The organism is Saccharopolyspora sp. 6M, from assembly GCF_020176775.1.
GTDB classification, from domain to species: domain Bacteria; phylum Actinomycetota; class Actinomycetes; order Mycobacteriales; family Pseudonocardiaceae; genus Saccharopolyspora_C; species Saccharopolyspora_C gregorii.
Genome location: NZ_JAIUJZ010000173.1, coordinates 1 through 25479, shown reverse-complemented (window position 1 = coordinate 25479; position 25479 = coordinate 1). Strand labels below are relative to the sequence as shown.

21 protein-coding genes are annotated in these 25479 nt (G+C 73.4%); 14 read left to right on the top strand and 7 right to left on the bottom strand.

Annotation, left to right across the window (positions count from 1 at the left end; translation table 11 throughout):
* Window positions 1-215: 215 nt before the first annotated feature.
* On the bottom strand, window positions 216-854 hold the full coding sequence (locus LCD31_RS21400; protein ID WP_224960574.1) for a TetR/AcrR family transcriptional regulator: 639 nt from the start codon (window positions 852-854) through the stop codon (window positions 216-218).
* Between the two features lie 107 nt (window positions 855-961).
* Between LCD31_RS21400 and LCD31_RS21395 the strand changes: the two genes are divergently transcribed.
* Entirely contained in the window at window positions 962-2134 is a 1173-nt protein-coding gene (locus LCD31_RS21395; RefSeq protein WP_224960573.1) for an acyl-CoA dehydrogenase family protein, read from the top strand.
* A gap of 151 nt (window positions 2135-2285) precedes the next feature.
* On the top strand, window positions 2286-3290 hold the full coding sequence (gene selD / locus LCD31_RS21390) for a selenide, water dikinase SelD (RefSeq protein ID WP_224960571.1): 1005 nt from the start codon (window positions 2286-2288) through the stop codon (window positions 3288-3290).
* Between the two features lie 110 nt (window positions 3291-3400).
* On the opposite strand, the gene LCD31_RS21385 is transcribed toward selD, so the two are convergent.
* Window positions 3401-4054 carry a TetR family transcriptional regulator gene (locus LCD31_RS21385; RefSeq protein ID WP_224960569.1) on the bottom strand — a complete coding sequence of 218 codons (654 nt, stop codon included), beginning with the start codon at window positions 4052-4054 and terminating at the stop codon, window positions 3401-3403.
* A gap of 120 nt (window positions 4055-4174) precedes the next feature.
* Between LCD31_RS21385 and LCD31_RS21380 the strand changes: the two genes are divergently transcribed.
* The 10 genes from LCD31_RS21380 to LCD31_RS21335 all read left to right on the top strand — a co-directional run bounded on the left by LCD31_RS21380 (window position 4175) and on the right by LCD31_RS21335 (window position 19680).
* Window positions 4175-5914 (top strand): MFS transporter, encoded by a 1740-nt coding sequence (locus LCD31_RS21380; protein WP_224960567.1) that lies wholly within the window; start codon window positions 4175-4177, stop codon window positions 5912-5914.
* 97 nt (window positions 5915-6011) lie between these two features.
* On the top strand, window positions 6012-9311 hold the full coding sequence (gene fdh / locus LCD31_RS21375) for a formate dehydrogenase (RefSeq protein ID WP_224960566.1): 3300 nt from the start codon (window positions 6012-6014) through the stop codon (window positions 9309-9311).
* Between the two features lie 11 nt (window positions 9312-9322).
* Window positions 9323-10216, top strand: a complete 894-nt coding sequence (locus LCD31_RS21370) for a 4Fe-4S dicluster domain-containing protein (RefSeq protein WP_224960565.1) — start codon at window positions 9323-9325, stop codon at window positions 10214-10216.
* On the top strand, window positions 10213-11154 hold the full coding sequence (gene nrfD, locus LCD31_RS21365) for an NrfD/PsrC family molybdoenzyme membrane anchor subunit (RefSeq protein ID WP_224960564.1): 942 nt from the start codon (window positions 10213-10215) through the stop codon (window positions 11152-11154). The genes LCD31_RS21370 and nrfD overlap by 4 nt, the downstream gene beginning before the upstream one ends.
* 256 nt (window positions 11155-11410) lie before the next feature.
* Entirely contained in the window at window positions 11411-12112 is a 702-nt protein-coding gene (locus LCD31_RS21360; RefSeq protein ID WP_224960563.1) for an ABC transporter ATP-binding protein, read from the top strand.
* Window positions 12109-14445 carry an ABC transporter permease gene (locus tag LCD31_RS21355; protein ID WP_224960562.1) on the top strand — a complete coding sequence of 779 codons (2337 nt, stop codon included), beginning with the start codon at window positions 12109-12111 and terminating at the stop codon, window positions 14443-14445. The genes LCD31_RS21360 and LCD31_RS21355 overlap by 4 nt, the downstream gene beginning before the upstream one ends.
* 30 nt (window positions 14446-14475) lie before the next feature.
* Complete coding sequence (locus tag LCD31_RS21350) at window positions 14476-16809, top strand: ABC transporter permease (RefSeq protein ID WP_224960561.1); 2334 nt, start codon at window positions 14476-14478, stop codon at window positions 16807-16809.
* Window positions 16810-17310: 501 nt separating this feature from the next.
* Complete coding sequence (locus tag LCD31_RS21345) at window positions 17311-17505, top strand: hypothetical protein (RefSeq protein WP_224960560.1); 195 nt, start codon at window positions 17311-17313, stop codon at window positions 17503-17505.
* Window positions 17506-17557: 52 nt separating this feature from the next.
* Entirely contained in the window at window positions 17558-18961 is a 1404-nt protein-coding gene (locus LCD31_RS21340) for a MurT ligase domain-containing protein (RefSeq protein WP_224960558.1), read from the top strand.
* Window positions 18958-19680: a type 1 glutamine amidotransferase gene (locus LCD31_RS21335; protein WP_224960556.1), complete on the top strand. Its 723-nt coding sequence runs from the start codon at window positions 18958-18960 to the stop codon at window positions 19678-19680. Before LCD31_RS21340 ends, LCD31_RS21335 begins: the two co-directional genes overlap by 4 nt.
* A gap of 10 nt (window positions 19681-19690) precedes the next feature.
* Here LCD31_RS21335 and murJ read toward each other — a convergent pair whose 3' ends face one another.
* Entirely contained in the window at window positions 19691-21307 is a 1617-nt protein-coding gene (murJ, locus tag LCD31_RS21330) for a murein biosynthesis integral membrane protein MurJ (RefSeq protein WP_224960555.1), read from the bottom strand.
* A gap of 149 nt (window positions 21308-21456) precedes the next feature.
* Here murJ and LCD31_RS21325 point away from each other — a divergent pair, with 149 nt between their 5' ends.
* Window positions 21457-21933 (top strand): YkvA family protein, encoded by a 477-nt coding sequence (locus tag LCD31_RS21325; protein ID WP_224960553.1) that lies wholly within the window; start codon window positions 21457-21459, stop codon window positions 21931-21933.
* An 80-nt stretch (window positions 21934-22013) separates the two neighbouring features.
* Here LCD31_RS21325 and LCD31_RS21320 read toward each other — a convergent pair whose 3' ends face one another.
* Complete coding sequence (locus tag LCD31_RS21320) at window positions 22014-23171, bottom strand: acyl-CoA dehydrogenase (RefSeq protein ID WP_224960551.1); 1158 nt, start codon at window positions 23169-23171, stop codon at window positions 22014-22016.
* Between the two features lie 138 nt (window positions 23172-23309).
* On the opposite strand from LCD31_RS21320, the gene LCD31_RS21315 reads away from it, so the two are divergent.
* Window positions 23310-23969 (top strand): TetR family transcriptional regulator, encoded by a 660-nt coding sequence (locus tag LCD31_RS21315; RefSeq protein ID WP_224960550.1) that lies wholly within the window; start codon window positions 23310-23312, stop codon window positions 23967-23969.
* Window positions 23970-24007: 38 nt separating this feature from the next.
* Here LCD31_RS21315 and LCD31_RS21310 read toward each other — a convergent pair whose 3' ends face one another.
* The 3 genes from LCD31_RS21310 to LCD31_RS21300 all read right to left on the bottom strand — a co-directional run.
* Entirely contained in the window at window positions 24008-24169 is a 162-nt protein-coding gene (locus LCD31_RS21310; RefSeq protein WP_224960549.1) for a hypothetical protein, read from the bottom strand.
* 206 nt (window positions 24170-24375) lie between these two features.
* On the bottom strand, window positions 24376-24648 hold the full coding sequence (locus LCD31_RS21305) for a DUF5703 family protein (protein WP_224960547.1): 273 nt from the start codon (window positions 24646-24648) through the stop codon (window positions 24376-24378).
* Window positions 24645-25479 (bottom strand): YncE family protein (locus LCD31_RS21300; protein WP_224960546.1); only part of this gene is annotated, 835 nt, incomplete at its 5' end. The genes LCD31_RS21305 and LCD31_RS21300, both read right to left, overlap by 4 nt.

Below are 25479 nucleotides of genomic sequence, written 5' to 3'. Positions count from 1 at the left end.
CCGACGGCCTCAGCGGCACCCCGTTGGCGGGGCTCGCCAACCTCGATCAGCGCGGCTGATCACGCAAGCCACGGCCCCCCCGCGCGGGGGGGGGGGCGCGGGGGGCGTTACCAGCGCCCCGCCGCCGGGGGGGGGGGGGGCGCCCCACCTACGCCGGGCGGGTGGGGCGCGCTGCCCGGGGCCCGTTGCCCAGTGCGCGGGGTCAGCGCGCGGGGTCAGTGTCCGCGGTCGGGGGTGCGCAGGTAGGCGAGTCCCATTTCGGCGAGTTCGTCGGCGTAGCGGCGCATCGTGGGTTCGTCGGCGGGCCGGTCGGGGCGCACCGAGTTGTGGAAGCAGGCGCCCAGCAGGGCGCGGGCGACGGCGTCCAGGGCGGCGCCGGGGTCGTCGCGGCGGATGTCGCCGGTGTGCGGGGTGGCGGCGTCGATCAGCAGCCGGTGCACTTCGGTGATGGTGCGGGCGCCGCGGTCGAGGACGTCGATCTCGTGGGCGCGCAGCAGGTAGGGGAACAGGGATCGGGTCGAGGTGAACGAGCGCAGCAGCGCGTCGGTGTAGGCGTGCAGGACGCCGGTCAGGGTGGGTTCGGCGGTGCGCAGCGCGTCGGCGAGGTCGGTTTCGCGCTGGTGCAGCATCCGGTCGGTGAGGGCGGCGAGGAGTTGGTCCTTGCCGTCGAAGCGGCGGTAGATGGAGCCGACGGACACTCCGGCGCGTTCGGCGACGCCGGTGATCGTGAGTTGTTCGAGGCCGATGTCGAAGGCGAGTTCTTCGGCGGCTTCCAGGACGCGGGCCAGGGTGGCGGCGCTGCGGGCTTGGCGGGGTTGCCGGTAGTGCGCCTGGGGGTCCGGCTCGTCGGTCATGCCCGCATCGTATCGGCGCTGATCGGGCCGGTTCGTCCTTGACGGGTGGCGCCCACCGCCCGCTATATTCGAGAACGAGAATTCACGTTCGCATTTGGAGGTTCGTCATGCCGACCCCCGAGGACGAGGGCACCGCGCTGCTGCACGCCATCCGGGCGCACCGCCCGCGGCTCGCCGAAGGCGGATTCGCCGCCGACCGCGACAACGCCGACCCCACCGGCAACCTCGCGCTGCTCGCCGAACTCGGCACCGCTCGGCTCGTCGTGCCCGCCGCCCACGGCGGGCTCTGGGACGGCACCGAACGCGGCGGCTGGGGCACCCTCATCCGCGCGGTCCGCGAGATCAGCGCCGGCGACGGGCCCACCGGGCAGAACTGGCTCACCACCGCCCTGGTCGCCCGCGAACTGTTCGGCCCCGGCAACGGACTGCCGCGCGGCACCCGGGAGGAGCTGGCGCACCGGGTGCTGCACGACGGGCTGCGGTTCGTCTCCTCCGTCGCCGAAACCGGCACCACCGGCAAGGTCACCGCCCGCCGCGTCGACGGGGGAGTGCTGGTCACCGGTACCAAGACCTTCAACTCCAACAGCGGCGGTGGCGGGGCCGCGCTCGTGCGCTGCCTGCTCGACGGCGCCCCGCACCAAGCGCTGGTCGACCTCGACGACCCGCGGATCGAAGCCCACGACGACTGGGACAACATGGGCCAGCGCGGCACCCGCAGCCGCACCCTCACCTACCGGGACGTCTTCGCCCCCGACGGCCACCACCGGCCCGCCCCGGCCACACCCTCCCCGGTGTTCCTCGGCGCGGTGATGCTGCTGCACGCGGCGCTGCTGCAAGGCATCGGCGAAGGTGCCCTCGACGCCCTGCTCGGGCACGCCCGCACCATGACCCGCGGCTCGCTGCCCCGCTTCGCCGGACCCGCCGACGACCCGCTGGTGCTGCGCCGCATCGGCGCCACCTCCAGCAGGCTCGCCGCCTCCCGCGCCCTGCTGCACGCCGCCGCCGACCGGCTCGAAACCGGCGCCGAGGAGACCGACGAGACGACAGTCGACTGCTTCCGCGCCAAGGTCGCCGCCGTCGAGGCCTCCCTCGAGGCCGCCGCCGAGATCCACGAGATCACCGGCGCCCGCAGCACCTCCCACGCCCACCGCTACGACCGGTTCTGGCGCAACGCCCGCACCTTCGCCTCCCACGACCCCGTCGACGCCAAGAACGTCTACATCGGCCGCTACGAACTCACCGGCACCGTCGCCGAACCGTCCAGCGTCATCCGGTTCTGACCGCACCCGGCGACGCCCGGTGGTCCCGCCCGCGCCGCCGCCGGGACCACCGACGTGCGCACGTGCGCCGAGCCGCGCCCGACGGGCCGCGAACGGGTCGATCCCCCCGCGAACCGGGCACCGGGTCGACGAGGTGGATACGGTCGGTGACGTGACGGAACTCGACGCGCCCACCCGGTACCGGCTCACCCAGTACGCCCACGGCGGCGGCTGCGCCTGCAAGATCCCGCCCGGAGAGCTGGAGGAGATCGTCGCCGACCTGCGCGGCGTGCCCGACCCGGCGCTGCTGGTCGGCCTCGACGACGGCGACGACGCCGCCGCGGTCCGCATCGACCCGGCCGGGCAGGCGGTGGTCAGCACCGCGGACTTCTTCACCCCCGTCGTCGACGACGCCTACGACTGGGGCCGGATCGCGGCCACCAACGCCCTGTCCGACCTCTACGCGATGGGCGCCCGCCCGGTGCTGGCGATCAACCTGCTGTGCTGGCCCCGCGACCGGCTCCCGCTGGAACTGGCCCGCGAGGTGCTGCGCGGCGGCCTCGACGTCGGCCGCGCCGCGGGCTGCCCCGTCGCAGGCGGGCACAGCGTCGACGACCCCGAACCCAAGTACGGCATGGCCGCCACCGGCACCGCCGACCCCGACGCGCTGCTGCGCAACGACGCCGGGCGCGCCGGGCTGCCGCTGTCGCTGACCAAACCCCTCGGCATCGGCGTGCTCAACACCCGGCACAAGGCCACCGGCGAGGTGTTCCCGCAGGCCGTGGCCGCCATGACCGAGCTCAACGCCGAGGCCTCGGCCGCCGCGCTGGCCGCCGGGGCGCGCTGCGCGACCGACGTCACCGGGTTCGGGCTGCTCGGGCACCTGCTGAAACTGGTGCGCGCCAGCGGGGTCTCCGCCGTCCTCGACTCCGCCGCCGTGCCCTACCTGGACGGGGCGCGGGAGGCGCTGCGCGACGGGCACGTCAGCGGCGGCACGCACCGCAACCTCGACTGGGTGCGCCCGCACTGCGCCCTCGCCGCCACCAGCGAGGGCGAGGCGCTGCTGCTGGCCGACGCCCAGACCTCCGGCGGGCTGCTGGTGGCCGGTGAGGTCCCCGGCGCGCCCGTCGTCGGCGAACTCGTCCCGCGCGGCGAACACCTCATCACCGTGCGCTGACCCGGTACGCGGCTGCGGGTGCCCACCGCCGCCCGACCGGGTCGGGGTGGTGTGGCGGCGCGACCAGGTTCGCGAGGACTCCGGCCCGCACCCGTCCGGGCCGGAACGGGTCAGGGCAGGGGACGGCCGATCGGGTCCGCGGTGACCTCGCGCAGGCCCGCGGAGGTCTCGGCGAGCAGTTCCGCGAGGATGTCGCGCAGCGTCGCGCCGTCGGTGCGCACCAGCCACGACCGCATCGCCGAACCGAAGCAGGTCATCATCAGCATCGACCACGTGTACAGCCGCGGATCGGGTTCGCCGCCACCGCAGTGCTCGGCGAGGCTGGTCGCCACCTCGTGCACCCAACGCCGGTGCATCAGGTGCGATTCGTAGTCGCCCCCGGCCTCCAGGGAATCCAGCAGCTGCGCGCGCATCAGGTGCTGGCGGCGATCGGCCTGCACCCGGTCGGCGGTGTCGAACATGGCGGCGGCCAGCTTGCGCATCGGATGCTCGTCGGCGGGCCGGGAGGCCAGCACCTGGTGCATCCGCTCCTGCTCGCGCAGCGAATCGCCGAACAGCACCGCGTCCTTGCTGGGGAAGTGGCGGAAGAAGGTGCGCGGGGCGATGTCGGCGGCCTCGGCGATCTGCTCGACGGTGGTGTTGTCGAAGCCCCGCTCGGTGAACAGCCGCAGCGCCGCCTCCTCGATGCCCGCCCGGGTGCGGGCGGTGCGGCGCCGCCTGCGGTCGACGGGCTCGGCGGAGGGTTCGACGGGTGCGGCGGTCATGCGACCCAGGTTCACCCGGTGTGCACGTTCCGTCAACGGTGACTGATGTCATGAGTGACAAATGGCAGTGGTGACATAACGTGGGTGGGCATCCTGTCGCACGCGAAATGAGGAGACCTCGTGTCCGGTACCCACCCCGAGTCGGCTTCGGGCGGTGCGCACCCCACCGAAGGCCCGAACACCGAAGGCGAGCGCCGCGCCGTCGCCGACGGCATCGACCTGGGGGTCTATCGCCGCCGCTGGACCACGCTGCTGGTCCTGTGCCTGGCGCTGTCGGCGACGATGCTGGCGAACACCTCGCTCGGCGTCGCCCTGCCGTTCCTGTCCCAGGACCTCGGCTCCTCGCTGTCGGACCAGCAGTGGTTCAGCAACGCCTACGCCCTGGTGTTCGCGGGGCTGCTGTTCACCACCTCCACCCTCGCCGACCGCTACGGGCGCAAGCTCATGCTGCAGGCCGGGCTGGTGCTGTTCGGCGCGGTGTCGCTGTACGTGTGCTTCTTCGTCAGCTCCAGCGCCGAGCTGATCGCCGCCCGCGGGCTGCTCGGCCTCGGCGGATCGATGATCATGCCGGTGACGCTGTCCATCCTCACCAGCGTGTTCCCCAGCTCCGAGCGCACCAAGGCGGTCGGGGTGTGGGCCGCGGTCTCCGGCGCCGGAACCGCCCTCGGCCCGGTCATCGCCGGGCTGCTGCTGGAGGTCAGCACCTGGCACGCGGTGTTCGCGATCAACGTGCCCGTCGTCGTGGTCGCCGTGATCGCCAGCATCAAGTACGTGCCGAAGAACGCAGGCAGCGACGCCCCCGTCGAAGGCGGGCACGGCGGCATCGACATCGGCGGCGCGATCCTGTCCACCGTCGGCATCACCGTCGTCGTCTACGGGCTCATCGACGCCCAGCACGTCGGCTGGACCGCGCCCCGCACCCTGATCATGGTCGTGGTCGGGCTGCTGCTCGTCGGCGCGTTCGTCGCCTGGGAACGGCGGGTCAAGGACCCGATGCTGGACATGGACCTGTTCCGCAACGCCGGGTTCTCCGCCTCCGCGGTCGCGCTGACCCTGGTGTTCTTCGCGATGATCGGCGTGTTCTTCTCGCTGAGCCAGACGCTGATCCTGGTGTTCGGGTACTCGCCGCTGGGCTCCTCGGTGGCCATGCTGCCGATGTCGGTGATGATGGTGCTGGTCGCCCCGCAGGTCGGGCGCATCGTGGGCCGGTTCGGCCCGCGCACCACCATCGCCGCGGGCCTGGTGCTCGCCGCCTGCGGCATGGCCGGGCTCAGCACCCTGACCGCCGACTCCGGCTACCTGCACCTGCTGCTGCCGCTGGCGCTGACCTCCGGCGGCATGTCGCTGGCGATGGCCCCGGCCACCGACCAGCTGATGGCGAACGTGCCGCGCGCCCGCGCCGGCATGGGTTCGGCCACCAACGACGTCACCCGCGAGGTCGGCGCCTCCCTCGGCGTCGCCGTGCTGGGCAGCGTCCTCGGCAGCGCCTACTCCACCCAGCTGGGCCCGGCCGTGGCCGGATTGCCGCCCGAGGCCCAAGCGATGGCGAAGGAATCGCTGCCCGGTGGGCTGCAGGTCGCCGCGTCCCTCGGGCAGCAGGGCGCGGCCTTGGCCCACGAGGTCGTGGTGTCCTGGATGGGCGGGATGCGCTTCGCCAACCTCGCCGGCGCCGCGCTGATCCTGCTCGCCGCGCTCATCGCGTGGATCTGGATGCCGCGCACGGCCACCCAGGCCGGCACCCCGGCACCCGAGGGCGCGGACGACGCCGGAACCGAGACCGCCGGAACCGAGGCCGACCCGGCCGCGGGTGCCGCCGCCGAGCGCGACGGCGACCGGCCCGCCGAGAACATCAGCGGCTGACCAGCGGCGAGCACGACCGGCTTGCACCACCGCCGCGGCGGGTGTCCGATGGGGGATCGGGCACCCGCCGTCGTCGTTCGCGGGAGGAGGTCGCCGGATGCCGCAGTGGCTGAACTGGCCGCTGGTCCGCCAGCTCACCGGACCCGACCCGCTCGGGCGCGGCACCGCCGCCCGCTCCCGCCGCACCGACGCGCTCCGCGCCCGCACCCAGGACGCCGACCGGGTCGTGCGCTCGATCTGCCCGTACTGCGCCGTCGGCTGCGGGCAGCAGGTGTTCGTGCGCGACGGAGAGATCACCCAGATCGAAGGCGACTCGGACTCGCCGATCAGCCGCGGCAGGCTCTGCCCCAAGGGCTCCGCCAGCCGCGAACTCGTCACCGCACCCACCCGGCAGGACCGGGTCCGCTACCGGCGCCCGCACGGCACCGAGTGGGAGGACCTCGACCTCGACACCGCACTCGACATGATCACCGACCGCGTGCTGGCCACGCGGGACGCCACCTGGCAGCAGGCCGACGAGGAAGGCAGGCCGCTGCGGCGCACCACGGGCATCGCGAGCCTCGGAGGAGCGACCCTCGACAACGAGGAGAACTACCTCATGAAGAAGCTCTACACCGCCATGGGCGCCATCCAGGTGGAGAACCAGGCGCGCATTTGACACTCCTCCACGGTTCCCGGTCTGGGAACCTCCTTCGGGCGCGGAGGGGCCACGACCTTCCTGCAAGACCTGGCCAACGCCGACTGCATCCTCATCCAGGGTTCCAACATGGCCGAAGCGCACCCCGTCGGTTTCCAGTGGGTGACCGAGGCCCAAGCGCGCGGCGCCACCGTCATCCACGTCGACCCGCGCTTCACCCGCACCTCCGCGGTCGCCGACCAGCACGTGCCGCTGCGCGCGGGCAGCGACATCGCGTTCCTCGGCGGGCTGATCCACCAGGTCCTCGAACGCGACGCCCACTTCCACGACTACGTGGTGAACTACACCAACGCCGCCATGATCATCGGGGAGGAGTTCGCCGACACCGAGGACCTCGACGGCGTGTTCTCCGGGTTCGACCCCGACGAAGGGGCCTACGACCCGAGCAGCTGGCAGTACGAGGGTGCCGAAGCGCTCTCCGCGGTGTCCTGGGAGAAACCGCGCGAGGACCGGCCCGCCAGCCCGCACGGCCGGGAACGCGCGGGCAGCCGACCCGAACGCGCCGGATCCGGCGGGCCCGTCTACCACGGCACCCCCGAGACCGACCCGACGCTGCAGCACCCGCGGTGCGTGTTCCAACTGCTCAAACGGCACTTCGCCCGCTACACCCCGGAGGTGGTCGAGCAGACCTGCGGCGTGCCGCAGGCCGAGTTCCAGCGGGTCGCCGACGCGCTGATCAGCAACTCCGGGCGCGACCGCACCGCCACCATCGCCTACGCCGTCGGCTGGACCCACCACACCGTCGGCGTGCAGTACATCCGCGCCGCCTCCATCCTGCAGCTGCTGCTGGGCAACATCGGCCGCCCCGGTGCGGGCATCCTCGCGCTGCGCGGGCACGCCAGCATCCAGGGCTCCACCGACATCCCCACGCTGTTCAACCTGCTGCCCGGCTACATCCCGATGCCGCAGGCCCAGACCGACCACGACCTCGACGCGTTCGTCGCCACCGACGAGCACGCCCGCGGCTACTGGGCGAACATGCGCTCCTACGTGGTCAGCCTCCTCAAGGCCTGGTGGGGGGACGCGGCGACCCCCGACAACGACTTCGCCTTCGCGAACCTGCCGCGGCTCACCGGCGACCACGGCACCTTCCAGACCGTCGCCGACCAGATCGACGGCAAGGTCAAGGGCTACTTCGTGATCGGGGAGAACCCGGCGGTGGGCACCGCGAACTCGCGGCAGCAGCGGCTCGGGCTGGCCAACCTCGACTGGCTCGTCGTCCGCGACCTCAACATGATCGAAACCGCCACGTTCTGGAAGGACGGGCCCGAAGTCCAGAACGGCGAACTGTCCACCCCGGACATCGGCACCGAGGTGTTCTTCCTGCCCGCCGCCGCCCACACCGAGAAGGACGGCTCGTTCACCAACACCCAGCGGCTGCTGCAGTGGCACCACAAGGCCGTCGAACCCCGCGGGGACCGGCGCAGCGACCTGTGGTTCTACTACCACCTCGGCCGCAGGCTCCGGGAGAAGCTCACCGCCCGCCGCGACCGGCGCACCCCCGAGCAGCAGGAGAACGACCGGCCCCTGCTCGACCTCACCTGGGACTACCCGACCGAAGGCGATATCGCCGAACCCAGCGCCGACGCCGTGCTCCGCGAGATCAACGGCACCGGACCCGACGGCACCACCGTGTCCGGCTACGCCGAACTCCGCGCCGACGGCAGCACCTCCTGCGGCTGCTGGATCTACAGCGGGGTGCACGCCGAGGAGACCAACCAGGCCGCCCGCCGCACCCCCGGACGGGAGCAGAACTGGGTCGCCCCCGACTGGGGCTGGGCGTGGCCGGCGAACCGCCGCGCCCTCTACAACCGCGCCTCCGCCGACCCGCAGGGCAGGCCGTGGAGCGACCGCAAGGCCTACGTGTGGTGGGACGAGGACGCCGGGCGCTGGCGCGGGCACGACGTCCCCGACTTCGAGGCCGACAAGCACCCCGACTACCGGCCCCCCGACGGCGCCACCGGGCCCGCCGGGCTCGCGGGCACCGACCCGTTCATCATGCAGAGCGACGGCCGCGGCTGGCTCTACGTCCCCGCCGGGCTCGTCGACGGGCCGCTGCCCGCCCACTACGAACCGCAGGAATCACCGCTGGCCAACCCGCTGCACGACCGCCAGCAGCGCAACCCCGCCCGCCAGACCCTCTCCCGCCCGGAGAACCGCTACCAGCCCAGCGGGCACGAACCCGGCGCCGAGGTCTACCCGTACGCGTTCACCACGTTCCGCCTCACCGAACACCACACCGCCGGGGGCATGAGCCGCTGGCTGCACCACCTGTCCGAACTCGCCCCGGCCATGTTCGTCGAGGTCTCCCCGGAACTGGCCGCCGAACGCGGCCTGCAGCACCTGGGCTGGGCCACCATCATCACCGCCCGCAGCGCCATCGAAGCCCGCGTGCTGATCACCCGCCGGCTGCGGCCGCTGCGCCTCGGCGACCGCACCCTGCACCAGGTCGGGCTGCCCTGGCACTGGGGGCCGAACGGGCTGAGCACCGGCGACGCCGCCAACGAACTGATCGGAGTGTCCCTGGACCCGAACGTGCACATCATGGAGACCAAGGCCGGGACCTGCGACATCCGCCCCGGCCGCCGCCCCAGGGGCCCCGCGCTCGCCGAGCTCGTCGCCGAGCACCGCAGGCGCGCGGGCATCACCGGGCGCACCGGAACCGAACACGCCGACGACCCCCACGACACCGGACGATGAGGGAGCCAGCCGTGGTCGATCGCACCAGCCTCAGCGGACCGCTGGAGGACCCCGCCGCCGACGCCGGCTACGCCGAGCACCCCGAACGCGTCGGGTTCTTCACCGACACCAGCATCTGCATCGGCTGCAAGGCCTGCGAAGTGGCCTGCAAGGAGTGGAACCTGCTGCCCGAGGACGGCCTGGAACTCACCGGCATGTCCTACGACAACACCGGCGACCTCGGTGCCAGCACCTGGCGGCACGTCGCGTTCGTCGAACAGGAGCTGCCCGCCACCGACCTCGGCATGCCCGGCGTCGGACCACCCGGCGACGGGCCCACCGGCGACAGGGGAGGCGGGGTGCGGTGGCTGATGTCCTCCGACGTGTGCAAGCACTGCACCCACGCCGCCTGCCTCGACGTGTGCCCCACCGGGGCGCTCATCCGCACCGAGCACGGCACCGTGCTCGTGCAGGACGACGTGTGCAACGGCTGCGGCTACTGCGTGCCCGCCTGCCCCTACGGGGTGATCGACATCCGGCCCGGGGACGGCGGCGCGTTCAAGTGCACCCTGTGCCAGGACCGGCTCGGCGCCGGGCTCGCCCCCGCCTGCGCCACCGCCTGCCCCACCGAGTCCATCCAGTACGGGCCGCTCGACGAACTCCGCGCCCGCGCCGCCCGCCGCGTCGACGAACTGCACGAACGCGGTGAGACCGGCGCCCGCCTCTACGGCCACGACCCCGGCGACGGCGTCGGCGGGGACGGCGCGTTCTTCCTGCTGCTCGACGAACCCGAGGTCTACGGGCTGCCACCCGACCCGGTCGTGACCACCCGCGACCTGCCGGCGATGTGGCGGCACGCCGCGGCCGCCGCGGGCACCGCCGCCGCGCTCGTCGCGGTCTGCTTCGCCGGGCGGGGACGGCGATGAGCAGGCGCCGCGGGGAATCGATCGTGCCCGACGCCGAGTTCCGCTCCTACTACGGGCGGCAGATCATCAAGAGCCCCACCTGGAAGGTCCCCGACGTGCCCGCCTACCTGTTCCTCGGCGGGCTGGCAGGCGGCTCGGCGGTGATGGCGGCGCTGGCCGACCTGACCGGGCGGCCCGAGCTGCGCCGCACCGGGCGCGTCGCCGCCGCGGCCGGCGCCGGGGCCAGCGTGCTCGCGCTCGTGCACGACCTGGGGCGGCCGCTGCGGTTCCTGAACATGCTGCGGGTGCTGAAACCGACCTCGCCGCTGAGCGTCGGCTCCTGGATCCTCGCCCCGTTCTCCGGGCTGACCGCCGCCGCGGCCGCCAGCGACCTCACCGGCCTGCTGCCCGGCACCGGCAGGCTCGCGGGCACCGCCGCCGCCGTGCTCGGCCCCGCCATGACCACCTACACCGCGGTGCTGCTGGCCGACACGGCCGTGCCCGGCTGGCACGAGGTGCACCGGGAGCTGCCGTTCGTGTTCGCGGGCAGCGCCGTCTCCAGCGCGGGCGGGATCGCCCTGCTCGCCACCCCGACCGCCCAGGCCGCCCCGGCGCGGCGGATGGCGATCACCGGGTCCGCGCTGGAACTGGCCGCCGAGCACCGCATGCTGCGCCGCGCCGGGCTCGCCGCCGAGGCCTACGACACCGGCACGCCCGGCCGGTTGCTGCGCGCCTCCCGGGTCCTGACCTGGGCCGGTGCGGCCGCGGCGGGGGTGGCCGGACGGGATCGGCGGATCGCGGCGGTCGCCGGGTCGTGCCTGGCCGTGGCCGGGGCCGCCGCTCGCTTCGGGATTTTCGAAGCCGGGCGGGTCACCGCCCGCGACCCCCGCTACACCGTCGTGCCGCAGCGGGAACGGGCCAACGCCGCTGTCGCCGCGCCCACCGGAGCGGACGGGTAAACCGGGCACCGCGCGAGCGGAGCCGACCCGGCCGCACCCGCGCGGAACGATCTTGCCGAAACCCACCGGAGCGGTTCACCCGGCCGTGTAGGGTTCCGGCCATGCATGATCGGTCGGAGTCCGACGACCGGCCCCGCACGACGCGCCCGGGAACCGGATCGGCCGGGGGAGCACCCGCCGCCCGCGCCGCGGCGCGCGACCGGGAGAATCGAGCCGTCGCACCCGGCCCCCGCAGCACGCAGAAGGAGATCCCAGCATGACCGCGTCCAGGTCCGGCACCGAATCGATGCTCACCGGGACCGATCTGGTCTGCTCCTTCGGCGCCACCCCCGCGCTGCGCGGCGCGGACCTCGCCGTGGACGCCGGTGAGGTCGTCGCCGTCGTCGGTGCCTCCGGCTCCGGCAAGTCCACGCTGCTGCACTGCATGGCCGGGGTCGTCGCCCCCGAATCCGGCACGGTCCGCTTCCGCGGCCGCGACGTCACCGCCATGTCCGACGACGAGCGCAGCGCGCTGCGCCGCTCCGAGTTCGGGTTCGTGTTCCAGTTCGGCCAGCTCGTCCCGGAGCTGAGCGTGCTGGAGAACATCGCGCTGCCGCTGCGCCTCAGCGGTGCCGCCCGCAGCAAGTCCGAGCGCCGCGCCCGCGACTGGGCCGACAAGCTCGGCGTCACCGCCCAGCTCGACAAGCGCCCCGGCGAGATCTCCGGCGGTCAGGGCCAGCGCGCCGCCCTCGCCCGCGCACTGGTCGCCGACCCGTCGGTGATCTTCGCCGACGAACCGACCGGTGCCCTCGACTCCACCGGCGGCCGCGAAGTGATGCAGCTGCTCACCGAGACCGCCTCCGAATCCGGCAGCGCCGTGGTGCTGGTGACCCACGAACCCACCGTCGCCGCCTACGCGCACCGCGAAGTCGTCATCCGCGACGGGCGAACGGCCCTGGCGGAGGAGACCGCGCGATGAGCAGGTCCCGCACCTGGATCGCCGACCTGGTGCTGGGGATCCGCCTCGCCATCGGCGATCGCAACACCCCGTGGGGACGCCTCGCGCTGATGACCATCGGCATCGGCATCGGCGTGCTCGTGCTGCTGGCCAGCGCCGCGCTGCCGAACTGGCTCGCCGCCCGCGACCAGCGCATCGCCGCCCGCGACATGGCCCACGCCACCGCCGAGCAGTCGCAGGTCCCGGCAGCGGTGCTCGGCTTGGACGGCAGGACCGCGTTCGGCCGGGAAGCGGTGGAGGGCCTGCTCGTCGAACCGCGGCGCCCGGACGCCCCGCTGCCCGCCGGGCTGGACCACTACCCGGCGGCCGGAGAGCTGATCGTGTCCCCGGCGCTGGCCGACCTGCTGGCCCGGCCCGGAACCGAGCTGCTGCGGGACCGCCTGCCCGGCACCGTCACCGGCACCATCGGCGACGACGGACTGCTCTCGCCGGGAGAGCTGTACTACTACGCGGGCGCCACCGGGCTGACCGAGTGGAACGCCGACTACCGCGTCGACGACCACTTCGGCGAGACCTACGACGACAAGTTCAACTCGACGCCGGAAGCCCTGATGCTGTGGTCGATCGGCGCTTGCGCACTGCTGCTGCCGGTCATCGTGTTCGTGATCAGCACGACCAGGCTGGCCGAGGCAGCCCGCCAACGCAGGCTCGCCGCACTGCGCCTCGTCGGCGCCAGCGCCTGGCAGGTGCGACGCATCGCCTCCGGCGAAACCCTCGTCGGCGCCACCACCGGGGTGCTCGCCGGGTGGGTGCTGTTCGCGGTGTGCCACTGGGCGGTGGACCGGCTCGAGGTGGCGGGCTTCTCGGCGTTCGTCGACGACTTCACGCCCGTGTGGTGGCTGGCGGCGCTGATCACCGCGGGTGTTCCGCTGACCACCGTGCTGATCGCGCTGGCCGCGCTGCGCGGCGCGGTCGGCGACCCGCTCGGTGCGGTGCGCCAGGCGATGCCCCGCCGCCGTCGGTTGTGGCCGCGGCTGGTGCCGCTCGTGCTGGGCATGGTGGGCGTCACGGTCCCCTGGACCGAGATCGGGTCCTCGGACCTGCGCATCTCGATCCCGGTCTTCGCGGTGGCGCTGGTGTTGCTGTCGGTGCCGCTGCTGCTGCCCTGGATCGTGGAGAACGTCGCCCGGCGCTGGCACACCGGCCCGCTCGCCTGGCAACTAGCACTCCGCCGCCTGCACCTCACCAGCGGCACCGCCGCCCGCTCCGTCAGCGCCATCGCCGTCGTCGTCACCGGCATCATCGCCCTCCAAACCATGGTCGCCTCCCTCGAACAGCAGTACCAGCGGCTGTCCACCCGGACGAGCACATCGGAGGTGAACGTCTACGGGCAGGAGGACCTGACCGGCCGGGAAGGGTTGAGCGCCACGCGGGACGAGATCGCCGCGCTGCCCGGGGTCCGCTCGGTGACGGCCCAGCACACGGTTTCCCTGCGTTCCGGAGAACGTTCCGCCGCGTCGGTGGCGATCGCCGACTGCGCCACGATCAGCCGGATCATCGAGGTCGGGGAGTGCCGCGACGGTGACGCCTTCTCACCAACCCGCACCGAGCACAGCCCACCCGAAGAAGGTCAACGGCCGCTGCGCGAAGGGGAGCGGTGGGAGATCGACCGGTCCGGTTCGAACGCCACCGGGCCGGGCACCATCGCCTGGATCGTCCCGCCCGTGCTCCCCGCAGGCCCGCGCACGCCCGAGGCGCTCAACGCGCCGAACCTGGTGCTGACCCCGGCCGCCGCCGCGGGGATCCCGATGGAGATCCGCCGGGTGAGCCTCACCGTGATGCGCGACGAGCACGCGCCACCGCAGCTGCTCGACCAGATCCGCACCGCGGCCTGGCACCACCTGCCGAACCCGGACATCTACGAGAGCTACACCGAGGGGACCGACCCGCGCATCGCGTTGAACCTGGTCAAGTACGGGCTGCTGGCAGGGGCCCTGGTGGTGTTCTCGCTGATCGGGTGCAGCCTGCTGGTCACCGCCGTCGAACAGATCCACGAACGGGCCCGCCCGATGGCCGTGCTCGGTGCGGTGGGGGCCAAGCGCAGCACCCTCGTCTGGTCGGCCTTCCTGCAGAACGCCGTACCCATGCTCTTGGCCACCGCGATCGCGGTGCCCGCCGGGTACGGGCTGGGCGTGCTGATCTACGTGACGGACTTCGCCGAGATCCCGGCGCTGGACCTGCCGGGCACCGCCGCGGTGCTGGCCTTCGCCGCCGTGTCGGTGCTCGTCGTCACCGCACTGACCGCACCCACCCTGTCCAAGGCCATGAGCCCCGACGGGCTCCACACCGAATAGCCGTCACCGACGCCGAGGAGACCGCGCACGATGAGCAGGATCCGCACCTGGACCGCAGACCTGGTGCTGGGCGCACGGCTCGCCGTCGGCGACCGCAACACGCCGTGGGGGCGCCTCGCCCTGATGACCGTCGGCATCGGCATCGGTGTGCTCGTCCTCCTGATCAGCGCGTCGCTGCCCACGTGGCTGGAGCGGCACGTGGAGCGGACCGCCGGCCGCCATATGGAGCTCACCTACGAGACCGAGCCCGCGGCCTCCACCGCCGTCCTGGGACTGCCCAGCAACACGACGTTCCGGGGGCAGCGCATCACCGGGCGGCTGCTGCAGCCGCAGCGCCCCGACGCGCCGCTGCCCACCGGGCTGGACCACTACCCGGCCGTGGGAGAGCTGATCGTGTCCCCGGCACTGGCGGACCTGCTGGCCCGGCCCGACTCCGCACTGCTGCGGGACCGCCTGCCCGGCACCATCACCGGCACCATCGGCGACGACGGACTGCTCACACCAGGAGAGCTGCACTACTACGGTGGTGCGTCCGGGCTGACCGAGCAGGCCGCGAGCGTCCGGGTCGTCGACCACTTCGGTGAGACCTACCGGCCGCCCTCGTACGGGGAGTCGACCTGGCTGCTGGTGCTGATCGGCGCTTGCGCGCTGCTGCTGCCGGTCGTGGTGTTCGTGATCAGCACCACCAGGCTGGCCGAAGCCGCCCGGCAACGCAGGCTCGCCGCACTGCGCCTGGTCGGCGCCAGCGCCTGGCAGGTGCGACGCATCGCCTCCGGGGAAGCGCTGGTCGGCGCGAGCACCGGGGTGCTGGCGGGCTGGGTGCTGTTCCTCGCCGGGCACCTCGCGTTCTCCCGGTTCGAGACGTCGTTCGTGTCCGTGTTCGTCTCCGACATCACCCCGGTGTGGTGGTCGGCGGTGCTGATCACCGCGGGGGTTCCGGCGCTCACCGTGCTGATCTCGCTGGTCGCGCTGCGCGGCGCCGTGCACGACCCGCTGCGCTCGGTGCGCCAGGCCACGCCGATCCGCCGCAGGCTGTGGCCGCGCGGAGCGGCGACGGCGCTGGGCATCGCCGGTCTGGTGGTGTCGCGCATGCCGCTGGGCTTGGACTCGAACGCCTGGGGCGCGCTGGTGGTCCTCTCGGTGGCGCTGGTGTTGCTGTCGGTGCCGCTGCTGCTGCCCTGGATCGTGGAGAACGTCGCCCGGCGCTGGCACACAGGCCCGCTCGCCTGGCAACTAGCACTCCGCCGCCTGCACCTCACCAGCGGCACCGCGGCCCGCTCCGTCAGCGCCATCGCCGTCGTCGTCACCGGCATCATCGCCCTCCAAACCATGGTCGCCTCCCTCGAACAGCAGGTCGCAGAGCATCCGTCGGAGCCGCGGACGGCGTCGATCTCCGGGCGCGAGGACGGCTCCGGCCGGGACGGGCTGCAGCAGCTGCGCACCGAACTGGTGGCGCTGCCCGGGGTGGTCGCGGTCAGCGGCCACCACCAGATCACCCTCCAGGCCGGGCCGGACCGCTCGACCTACGCGGTGATCGCCGACTGCGACCTGATCATCCGACTCGGCATGGCCCCCGACTGCCGGGACGGCGACACCTTCGCCGCGTCCGCGGGCAGCGACGGCGAGGGCGAACCGCCGCGCACCGGCGAAACGTGGACGGTCGGCTCGCCAGGAGGCTCCAGCGCCGAGACTCCGGGCGCCGGGGCCTCCTGGGCGGTTCCGCCGCTGCGTCCGACGCAACCGCGCAACGCCGAGCGCAACATGCTCACGCCCGCGGGCCTGCTGATCACACCGGCCGCGGCGACGGGCATCCCGCTGGAGCCGCGCAACGTGGACATCCGGATCGAACTGGCGGCGACGGTCCCGCAGGACCTCGTCGAACGCATCCGCAACCTCGTCGAGGCGAGCCTGGAACAAGGGGAGGTCTCCGAAACCGTCGCGGCGGGGCCCGTGGTGCCGACCGCCACGCTCCAGCTGGTGAAGACGGGGTTGCTGGCAGGAGCTCTGGTGGTGTTCTCGCTGATCGGGTGCAGCCTGCTGGTCACCGCCGTCGAACAGATCCACGAACGGGCCCGCCCGATGGCCGTGCTCGGTGCGGTGGGGGCCAAGCGCAGCACCCTCGTCTGGTCGGCCTTCCTGCAGAACGCCGTACCCATGCTCTTGGCCACCGCGATCGCGGTGCCCGCCGGGTACGGGCTGGGCGTGCTGATCTACGTGACGGACTTCGCCGAGATCCCGGCGCTGGACCTGCCGGGCACCGCCGCGGTGCTGGCCTTCGCCGCCGTGTCGGTGCTCGTCGTCACCGCACTGACCGCACCCACCCTGTCCAAAGCCATGAACAGCGACGGCCTCCACGTCGAATAGCTCTCTTCGCGGCTCGCCGGAGGCCGTTGATCAGGTGGTCGGCAGCTCAGCGGCTGCGGGAACGACCCGCTGCGCGCGTTCGACGACCCGAGGCCGTCGCCCTCGGCCGCCAGCAGACCGGGTCACTTCAGCCGCCTGCGCCGCAGGTCCGACCGGATGTCCCACGCCGTCCACCACACCCCGCCGAACGCCATCGCCCCCAGCACGAAAAGCACCCAGTACTCGGTCATCGCACGACTCCCCGGTCCCCGGCGGGACCCCCAGCGCGTCACCGCGTCCGGCGGTCCCGGCACCGGACGCGGTGACGACCCTAGTGAGCCGCGACGCCTGATCGCCGGACGAGACCGCGGCACCGAGCTCGCCGCGCACGACCGGAACGTGCAGCCCGGCCGGGTGACGCCCCGGCATGTCGGCACCGGTCCGTGACCGACGCGCTCCGACCATGGGGGCCACGCCGGAAACCCGGCTCAGCCGACACGGGGAAGGAGGTGCCGAGGAGTCGTGTTCCCCGCACATCAGGTGGTGCTCGCCGAATCGCTGCAGACCCACGGGCAGGTCGGTGCGCTGACGTTGACCGCCGGTGGCCTGCTCGGATTCGTCGCGCTGTATCGGCGGCGCCGGGCCACACTGTCGAAGCGGCGGGCGAGGGCGGTGAGCAGGCCGGACCTGGTCGATCCCCTGGTCCCGCGGCAGTGAGGTGAGCCGGACACCGGCCACCGCACCGCTGTTCGTCAAGGGGGAGTGACGAATGACCGGAACCAGAAGGGACGGCGAGCAGGGCGAGACCGCGGAGCCCGACGGCGAGCGGACCGCGGCGGGCGAGGGGGTCCCGCCGCCGCCCCGCGCGGCCGACGACGCGACGCCCACCGACCCGGCCGTGGTCCCGCCGTGGCGGGTGATCGCCCCGCCGCATCCCGGCGGACCCGCCACCGGCAGGCCGCTGCGCACCTCGCTGGCCGTCGGCGCGGGCCGCGTCGTCGCAGGCATGTCTCGGCGGCTGCGCCTGGGCAGCGGCGGCATGATCGGCGGCAGGCTGGCGCTGAGCCTGCAACCCGGCCTGCTCGGCAGGCTCGCCGCGGGCCGGCGCATCGTCATGATCACCGGCACCAACGGCAAGACCACCACCACCGCACTGGTCGCCGAAGCCCTGCGCAGCCGCGGCACCGCCACCAGCAACGTCACCGGCGCGAACATGCTCGACGGGCACGTCGCCGCGCTGATGACCGACCTGTCCGCGCCGTTCGCCGCCCTCGAAGTGGACGAACTGCACCTCGCCCAGGTCACCGCCGAGTTCGCGCCGTCGGTGATCGTGCTGCTCAACCTCAGCCGGGACCAGATGGACCGCGTCGGGGAGATCCGCACCGTGCAGCGCAGCCTGCGCGCCGCGCTGGAACGCGTGCCGCGGACCCGCGTCGTCGCCAACCGCGACGACCCGAACATCGTCTCCGTCGCCGCCGGGCACCCCGGGGTGACGTGGGTGTCCGGCGGGGCGCGCTGGATGCACGACGCGTCGAACTGCCCGCGCTGCGGCGCGGGCATCACCGACCTCGACGGGCCGTGGCGCTGCGAGTGCGGCCTGGCCCGCCCCGAGGCGGACTGGACGGTCACCGCGGAGGCGGTCCTCGGCCCGGACGGGCGGGCGCGGCAGCTGAGCCTGCAGCTGCCCGGGCACGTCAACCGGATCAACGCCACCTTCGCGGTCGCCGCCGCCGCCGAACTCGGCTGCGACCCGGACCGGGTGCTGGCCCGGATCGCCGACCTGCGCCAGGCCAGCGGCCGCTACGCCACCGTGCTGCTCGACGACCGGGTGGTGCGGCTGCTGCTGGCGAAGAACCCGGCGAGCTGGCTGGAGATGCTCGACCTGGTCTCCGGGCACGACCGGCCGCTGGTGCTGGTGGTCAACAGCAGGGAGGCCGACGGCTACGACGTCTCCTGGCTGTGGGACGTGGACTTCGAGTCGTTGCGCGGGAGGGCGGTGCTGGTGACCGGCGAACGGGGCTTGGACCTGGCGGTGCGGTTGCGGTACGCGGGGGTGCGCTGTGAGGTGGTGAGCACCCCGCAGGACGCGCTGGGCCGCAGCGGGGCCGAACCGGATGTGATCGCGAACTACACCGCCTTCCGCGACCTGCTGGCCCGGAGCGTGACCCGATGAGCGGGGGCGTGCGGATCGCGCTGCTGCTGCCGGACCTGCTGGGCACCTACGGGGACCGCGGGAACGTGCTGGTGCTGGAGCAGCGGCTGGCGTGGCGGGGCATCCCGAGCGAGACGGTGACGGTGCTGTCGTCCGCCCCGGAGGTGCCGGAGTCCTGCGACGTGTACCTGCTGGGCGGCGGTGAGGACGTGGCGCAGACCGCGGCGATGCGGGTGCTGTCGCGTTCGCCCGGCCTGCAGCGCGCGGCGGCGCGCGGGGTGCCGGTGCTGGGGATCTGCGGGGGCCTGCAGCTGCTGGGCACCGAGTTCACCACCGGCGACGGGGTGCGCCACGAAGGCCTGGGGCTGGTGGACGCGGTCACCGAACCCGCCGGGGAACGCGCGATCGGCGAGGTGACGGCGAACTCGGTGCTGGCCGGGGTGGGGATGCTGACCGGCTTCGAGAACCACCTGGGCCGCACCAGGCTCGGTGCGGGTTCGGTCCCGCTGGGGCGGGTGACCCGGGGCACCGGCAACGGGCACGAGCGCGCGGAGGGCGCGGTGCGCGGGCACGTGGTGTGCACCTACCTGCACGGCCCGATCCTCGCGCGGAACCCGGCGCTGGCGGACCTGCTGCTGGAGTGGGCGATGGGGGCGCCGCTGCAGCCGATCGCGGAACCGGAGGAGCTGGCAGCGCTGCGGGTGGAGCGCACCCGGGTGCGGGCGCGCAACCCGAAGTGAGCCTGCGCGCTCAGCGCCGGCGCAGCGCTTCGCGCACCGGTTGCACTTCGGGGGCGCGCACCAGCAGCAGGCCGCCGAAGCTCGCGACGAGCACGACGACGCCGTCCACGACGAGCGTGATCCACGCACCGGCCACGGCACCGGTCTCGCCGAGCGCGGCGTGCACGGCCCGGTCGGCGGCGAGGGCGCAGCCGCAGGCCACCGCGGTGACCGCGAGCGCGCGCAGCAGGCTCCCCGCGGTGCGGCGTGTGTCGACGCCGCCGACGCGGGCCCGCAGCCACAGCTGCCCGACCAGCGCACCGAGGGCGAAGCTCAGCGACATGGCGAGCGCGACGCCGACGACGAGGTCCTCCGGGTCGGTGGTGGCCAGGAACAGGTAGCACAGCCCCGACCGGAACACGACCATGATCAGGTTGATGGCGGTGGGCGTGCGGGCGTCCTTCATGGCGTAGAAGGCGCGCAGCTGCAGCATGGTGATCGCGAACGGCACGATGCCCAGCGCGCACACCCCGATGGTGGCGCCGAGCCGGTCGGCGGCGGCGATGCCGTTGTTGCCGAGGGAGAAGAACGCGATGCCCAGCGAGCCCCCGGCGACGAGCATGAGCGCGCTGATCGGCAGCAGCAGCACCCCGCTCATCCGGGTGCCCAGCGACAGGTCGACGACGAACGCGCGGGTGTCGGGGTCGGTGGCGGAGCGGCTGATGCGCGGCATGAGCGCGGTCAGCAGGGACACCCCGAGCACGCCGTAGGGGACCTGGGACAGCAGCCACGCGTAGGTGAAGGTGGCGACGCTGCCCTCGGTGCCCTGGGCGCCGACGCGGGTGGTGACGATCATGCCGAACTGGCTGATCAGCGTGTAGAGCACCACCCACCCGGCGAGCGAGGCGAACTCGCCGAGCCGGTGGTCCCAGCCCCACCGCCAGCGGTAGCGGAAACCGGTGCGGCGCAGGGAGACGGCGACGACGAGGCTCTGCGCGACGATGCCGAGCGCGGTGCCGATGCCGAGCACGAGCAGCTTCGGTTCTCCCATGCGCACCGGGTCGAGGGTGATGGTGCCGGGCAGCAGCACGAACACCCCGGCCGTGGTGAGCACGACGAGGTTGTTCACCACGGGCGCCCAGGCGGGCGGGCCGAACACGTGCCGGGCGTTGAGCACCGCCGACAGCAGCGCGGACAGGCCGTAGAAGAGGATCGCCGGCAGCAGCAGGTAGGCGAAAGCGGTGGTCAGCGCGGTGTTGGCGCGGGTGTGGGCGCCGAGGTAGAGCGCGGTGAGCAGCGGTGCGGTGGCGACGGCGACGACGGTGGCCCCCGCCATGAGCACCCCACCCGTGGTGATCAGCCATTGGGCGTACTGCTCGCCGTCGCGTTCGCCGCGCTGCTGGGCGCGCACCAGCAGCGGGACGGCGACGCTGGTGAGAACGCCGCCGAGGAGCAGTTCGTTGACGACGGTCGGCAGCGTGTTGGCCACCGTGTAGGAGTCGTTGACCATGCCGAGGCCGAGGACGGCGACGAGCACGACCTTCGAGGCGAGTCCGGTGATGCGGCTGACGACGGTGGCGATGGCCATCGTGCCGCCCGCGCGGGCCAGCGACGGTTGCCGACGTGTCGGTTCGGCCTGTTCGACCACGGTGCCCCCCTGCTGTCCGCCCGGCCCTCGGCGACTGTGGCACGGATCGTGGTGGCCCGCGTGCCGGTCGGACCGGGCGGGTGATCGGGGCGGCGCGGCGGCTCGTGGCAGGCTGGTGCCGGTTCCCGTGCTCGTGAGGGGTGTTCGTGATGATCGCCGTTGGTGGAGTGCTCGTCCTGGCCGGCGTGGTGGCGCTGGTGGTCGGGGACTGGAGCGGGCAGGGCTGGCTGGTACCGGGCGGCCTGATCGCGGCGGGCATCGGCGTGGTGATCGCCGGGCTGGTCGCGCTGGTGCGGCGCAGGCTCGCCCCGGTGCGGGCGGCGCGGCGGGCGCACCGCTCGGCGCCGGGCACGGGTGGTCCGGTGCGGCGGTTGCGGGCGATCCCGTCGATGGTCGCGGCGCCGTGGCGCGGCCGGCCCGCGGCGGTGCCGCGCTACCAGACGGTGCTGTGGCTGGCGGGGGTGCTGTACCTGATCTGGCCGCTGGACTTCGTGCCGGACCTGCTGCCGCTGGTGGGCATCACCGATGACATCGGGGTGGGGGCGTGGCTGCTGACGAGCCTGTACGCGGAGGCGGGCAACCAGCTGGCGCGGGAGACCGACGACGAGGACGCGGGCGAGGCGTGACCGTGCCGTGGGGGGGGGGGGGGGCGGGGGGGGCGGGGGGGGGGGGGGGGGGGGGCCCCCCCCCCCCCGGGGCGGGGCGGTCAGCCCTTGAGCAGGGCGCGGGACATCACCATGCGCTGGATCTGGTTGGTGCCCTCGTAGATCTGGGTGATCTTGGCGTCGCGCATCATGCGCTCCACCGGGAAGTCGCGGGTGTAGCCGGCGCCGCCGAACAGCTGCACGGCGTCGGTGGTCACCTCCATGGCGACGTCGGAGGCGAAGCACTTCGCGGCGGCGGAGATGAACCCGAGGTTGCCCTCGCCGCGCTCGGCGCGGGCCGCGGAGACGTAGACCATGTGGCGGGCGGCTTCGACCTTCATGGCCATGTCGGCGAGCATGAACTGGACGCCCTGGAAGTCGCTGATGGACTTGCCGAACTGCTTGCGCTCCTTGACGTAGGCCAGCGCCTGGTCGAGAGCTCCCTGGGCGATGCCGACGGCCTGGGCGCCGATGGTGGGCCGGGTGTGGTCGAGGGTGGCCAGGGCGGTCTTGAAGCCGGTGCCGGGCTCGCCGATGATGCGGTCGCCGGGGATGGTGGCATCCTCGAAGTAGAGCTCGACGGTGGGGGAGCCCTTGATGCCGAGCTTCTTCTCCTTGGGGCCGACGACGAAGCCCGGGTCGTCCTGGTGCACGGCGAAGGCGCTGATGCCGTTGGCCTTCTTGTCCGGGTCGGTGACTGCCATGACGGTGTACCAGCTGGACACGCCGCCGTTGGTGATCCAGCACTTGCTGCCGTTGAGGACCCAGTCGTCGCCGGAGCGGTGGGCGCGGGTCTTCATGGCGGCGGCGTCGGAGCCGGCTTCGCGCTCGGACAGCGCGTAGGAGGCGGTCGCGGTGCCCGCGGCGAGGTCGCCGAGGACCTTCTTCTTCAGGTCCTCGGAGCCGGACAGGATGATCGGCATGGTGCCGAGCTTGTTCACCGCGGGGATCAGCGAGGAGGAGGCGCAGACGCGGGCGACCTCTTCGATGACGATGCAGGTGGCGACCGAGTCGGCGCCTTCGCCGCCGTAGGCCTCGGGCACGTGCACGGCGGCGAACCCGGCCTTGACCAGGGCGTCGAGCGCTTCCTGCGGGTAGCGCTCCTGCTCGTCGACCTCGGCGGCGTGCGGGGCGATCTCCTTCTCGGCGAGGGCGCGCACCGCCTCGCGCAGGGCGTCGTGCTCGTCGTTGAGCCGGTAGGTCTCGAAGTTCGGGTTCACTGCTGCCTCCCGTCTCCAGCGTTGCGCTGGGGCCGTGGTGATCGCCGGATCCGGGTGCGGGTGTGGCGCCGCGCCCTCGGTCGCCGGAATCCTAACGGCACGGAGTGCCACTCTCAATCGGGTGGGTATATTTCGGCCATGTCCGAGCAGCCGCGGCCGCGCGCAGGCCGCACCCCGCAGGGCCGCCGCCGGATCCGCGGCACCGTGTCGTCGGCCGCGCTGGACCTGTTCGCCGCGAACGGGTTCGAAGCCACCACCGTCGACCAGATCGCCGAGGCCGCCGGGGTCGGCAGGCGCACCTTCTTCCGCTACTTCCGCTCCAAGGAGGACGCCGTGTTCGGCGACCACGAGGAGCGGCTGGCCGACGTGGCCGAACTGCTGGAGCAGGCCGACGGCGAGGAACCGCTGCCCGCGGTGTGCCGGGCCGCCGAAGCGGTGCTGGAGACCTACCTGGCCGACCCCGCGGTGTCGCTGCAGCGCTTCGCGCTGACCAGGCAGGTCCCGTCGCTGCGGGCCAAGGAGATCGCCAGCACCGACGACTACCAGCGGGCGTTCACCCGCTACCTGCGCGGCCGCTACGACGGCGAACCGGACGCGGCGCTGCGCGCGGCGGTCGCGGCGGCCGCCGGCGGCGCCGCCCACAACCAGGTGCTGCGGGAATGGCTCAAGAGCGGCGCCGAGCTCGACGCGCGCGGCAGGCTGCACGCCGCGCTGGCAGGAGTGCGCGGCATGGCCGCGACCTGGCCCGGAACCCTCGGCGCCGCGCTGGACGACCGGGTGGGGAGCGCACCCGCGTAGCCGGTGGCGGGCGGTCCCGGGCCGGGGACCGGGTTCGGTCAGTCGTAGCCGCGGATCAGGTGGCTCTCGTCGGCGTCGTCGAGCTCACCGGGCCACTGCCCGCGGTGCTGTCCTGGAACGGCGGCCTCGGGCAGCAGCGTCTGCACGCTCGCGCGCGGCGGGTCGAACTGGTCGGCCGGGTTGTGCTCGGCGGGTTCCACGTCGTGCTCCTGTTCGTCGGGTGTCGGGAGGGTATGGCCGATGGTCCTGGGGAGTGGCGCAGATCGCACTCCCACCACGCCGTCGATATCTTTAGTCCACCGGAACGGACCCGCCACACGGCACGGCCGACGCATCAGGAACGCGTCAGGAACCCGCGAAGACCGGAGACCGCCGATACCGGCTCACCCACCCGACGGGCGATCGATCAGGTGCGCAGCTCCGGTACGCCCGGTGTGCTCCGGCGGCGGCGCAGCCACACCTTGCGGGTGCCGTCGGAGTAGAGCAACACCCGGGACAACTCCCACCCGGAGAACTCGGCGTGGATGCTCAGCTGGGTGGCGGCGCTGAGCCGGGTGATGCCCGGCGGCAGCCGCAGCGGCCGGTAGTCCCACTTCTCGTCGGAGAAGCCGCTCTCCCGCGCCCCGCGGCCGGCGGGGGCGGGCTCGGAAGAGGTCTCGGGGTCCCGTTCTTCGCTCATGGCGTCACCACCTGCATTCCTGCCCCGGTTGCCGAGGCGACGAACACTGCTCCGGTAGCGGGGTCCACGGCCGCCGAGTTCGGCTGCCGCACGGTCGGCACCCGGTGCACCTCCCGGGGTTCCCCGCCCGCGACGTCGTAGCCGACGAGCTCGTTGCTCGCCGTCAGCGTGATCCACGCGAGGTCCCGGTCGGGGTCGTAGGCCAGGGCGAAGGGCGCGCCGGGCACCGGATAGCGCTGCTTCATGATCAACGGATCGGTGGCGAAGGCCAGCAGCTCCTGCCCGCGGGTGTCCACGGCCAGCACCCGGTCGTAGCGGTCGGCGGCCACGTGCGTGGCGCCGGCACCCGCCCGCAGCGCGGGTTCCTTCTCCCCGGTGGCCGGGTCGACCGGCGTCAACGAGGTCGCCAGCACGTCGAGCACGTGCAGCCGCCCGCCGAGCTCGACCAACTCCGCGGGCCGCTTGAACCCGGTGGCCTGCTTCCCGCCGGGCAGCGCGACGCTGCCGGTGGCCTCCAACGCCACCGCCAGCCCCCCGGGAACGACCGCGGCGTCCAGCGGACGGCCCGGGTAGCGCAGCTGCTCGGCGGCCCCGGTCGCCGGATCGATGCGGGCGACCAGGTCGGCGTCGGGCTGGGCGGCCAGCAGCTTCCCGTCCGGGGTGGCGCGCAACGTCGCGGGCGCCGCGGGCAGCTGCACCGTGCGCGGAGCGCGGCGCAGGTCGCGCGCGTCGTAGAGGGACACGGTGCGCTCGTGCGCGGTCGCCAACGTCGAAGCGCCGGGCAGGAACGCGCTCAGCGCGGTCGGTGGGGCGGGCACCACGGTGCCCGCT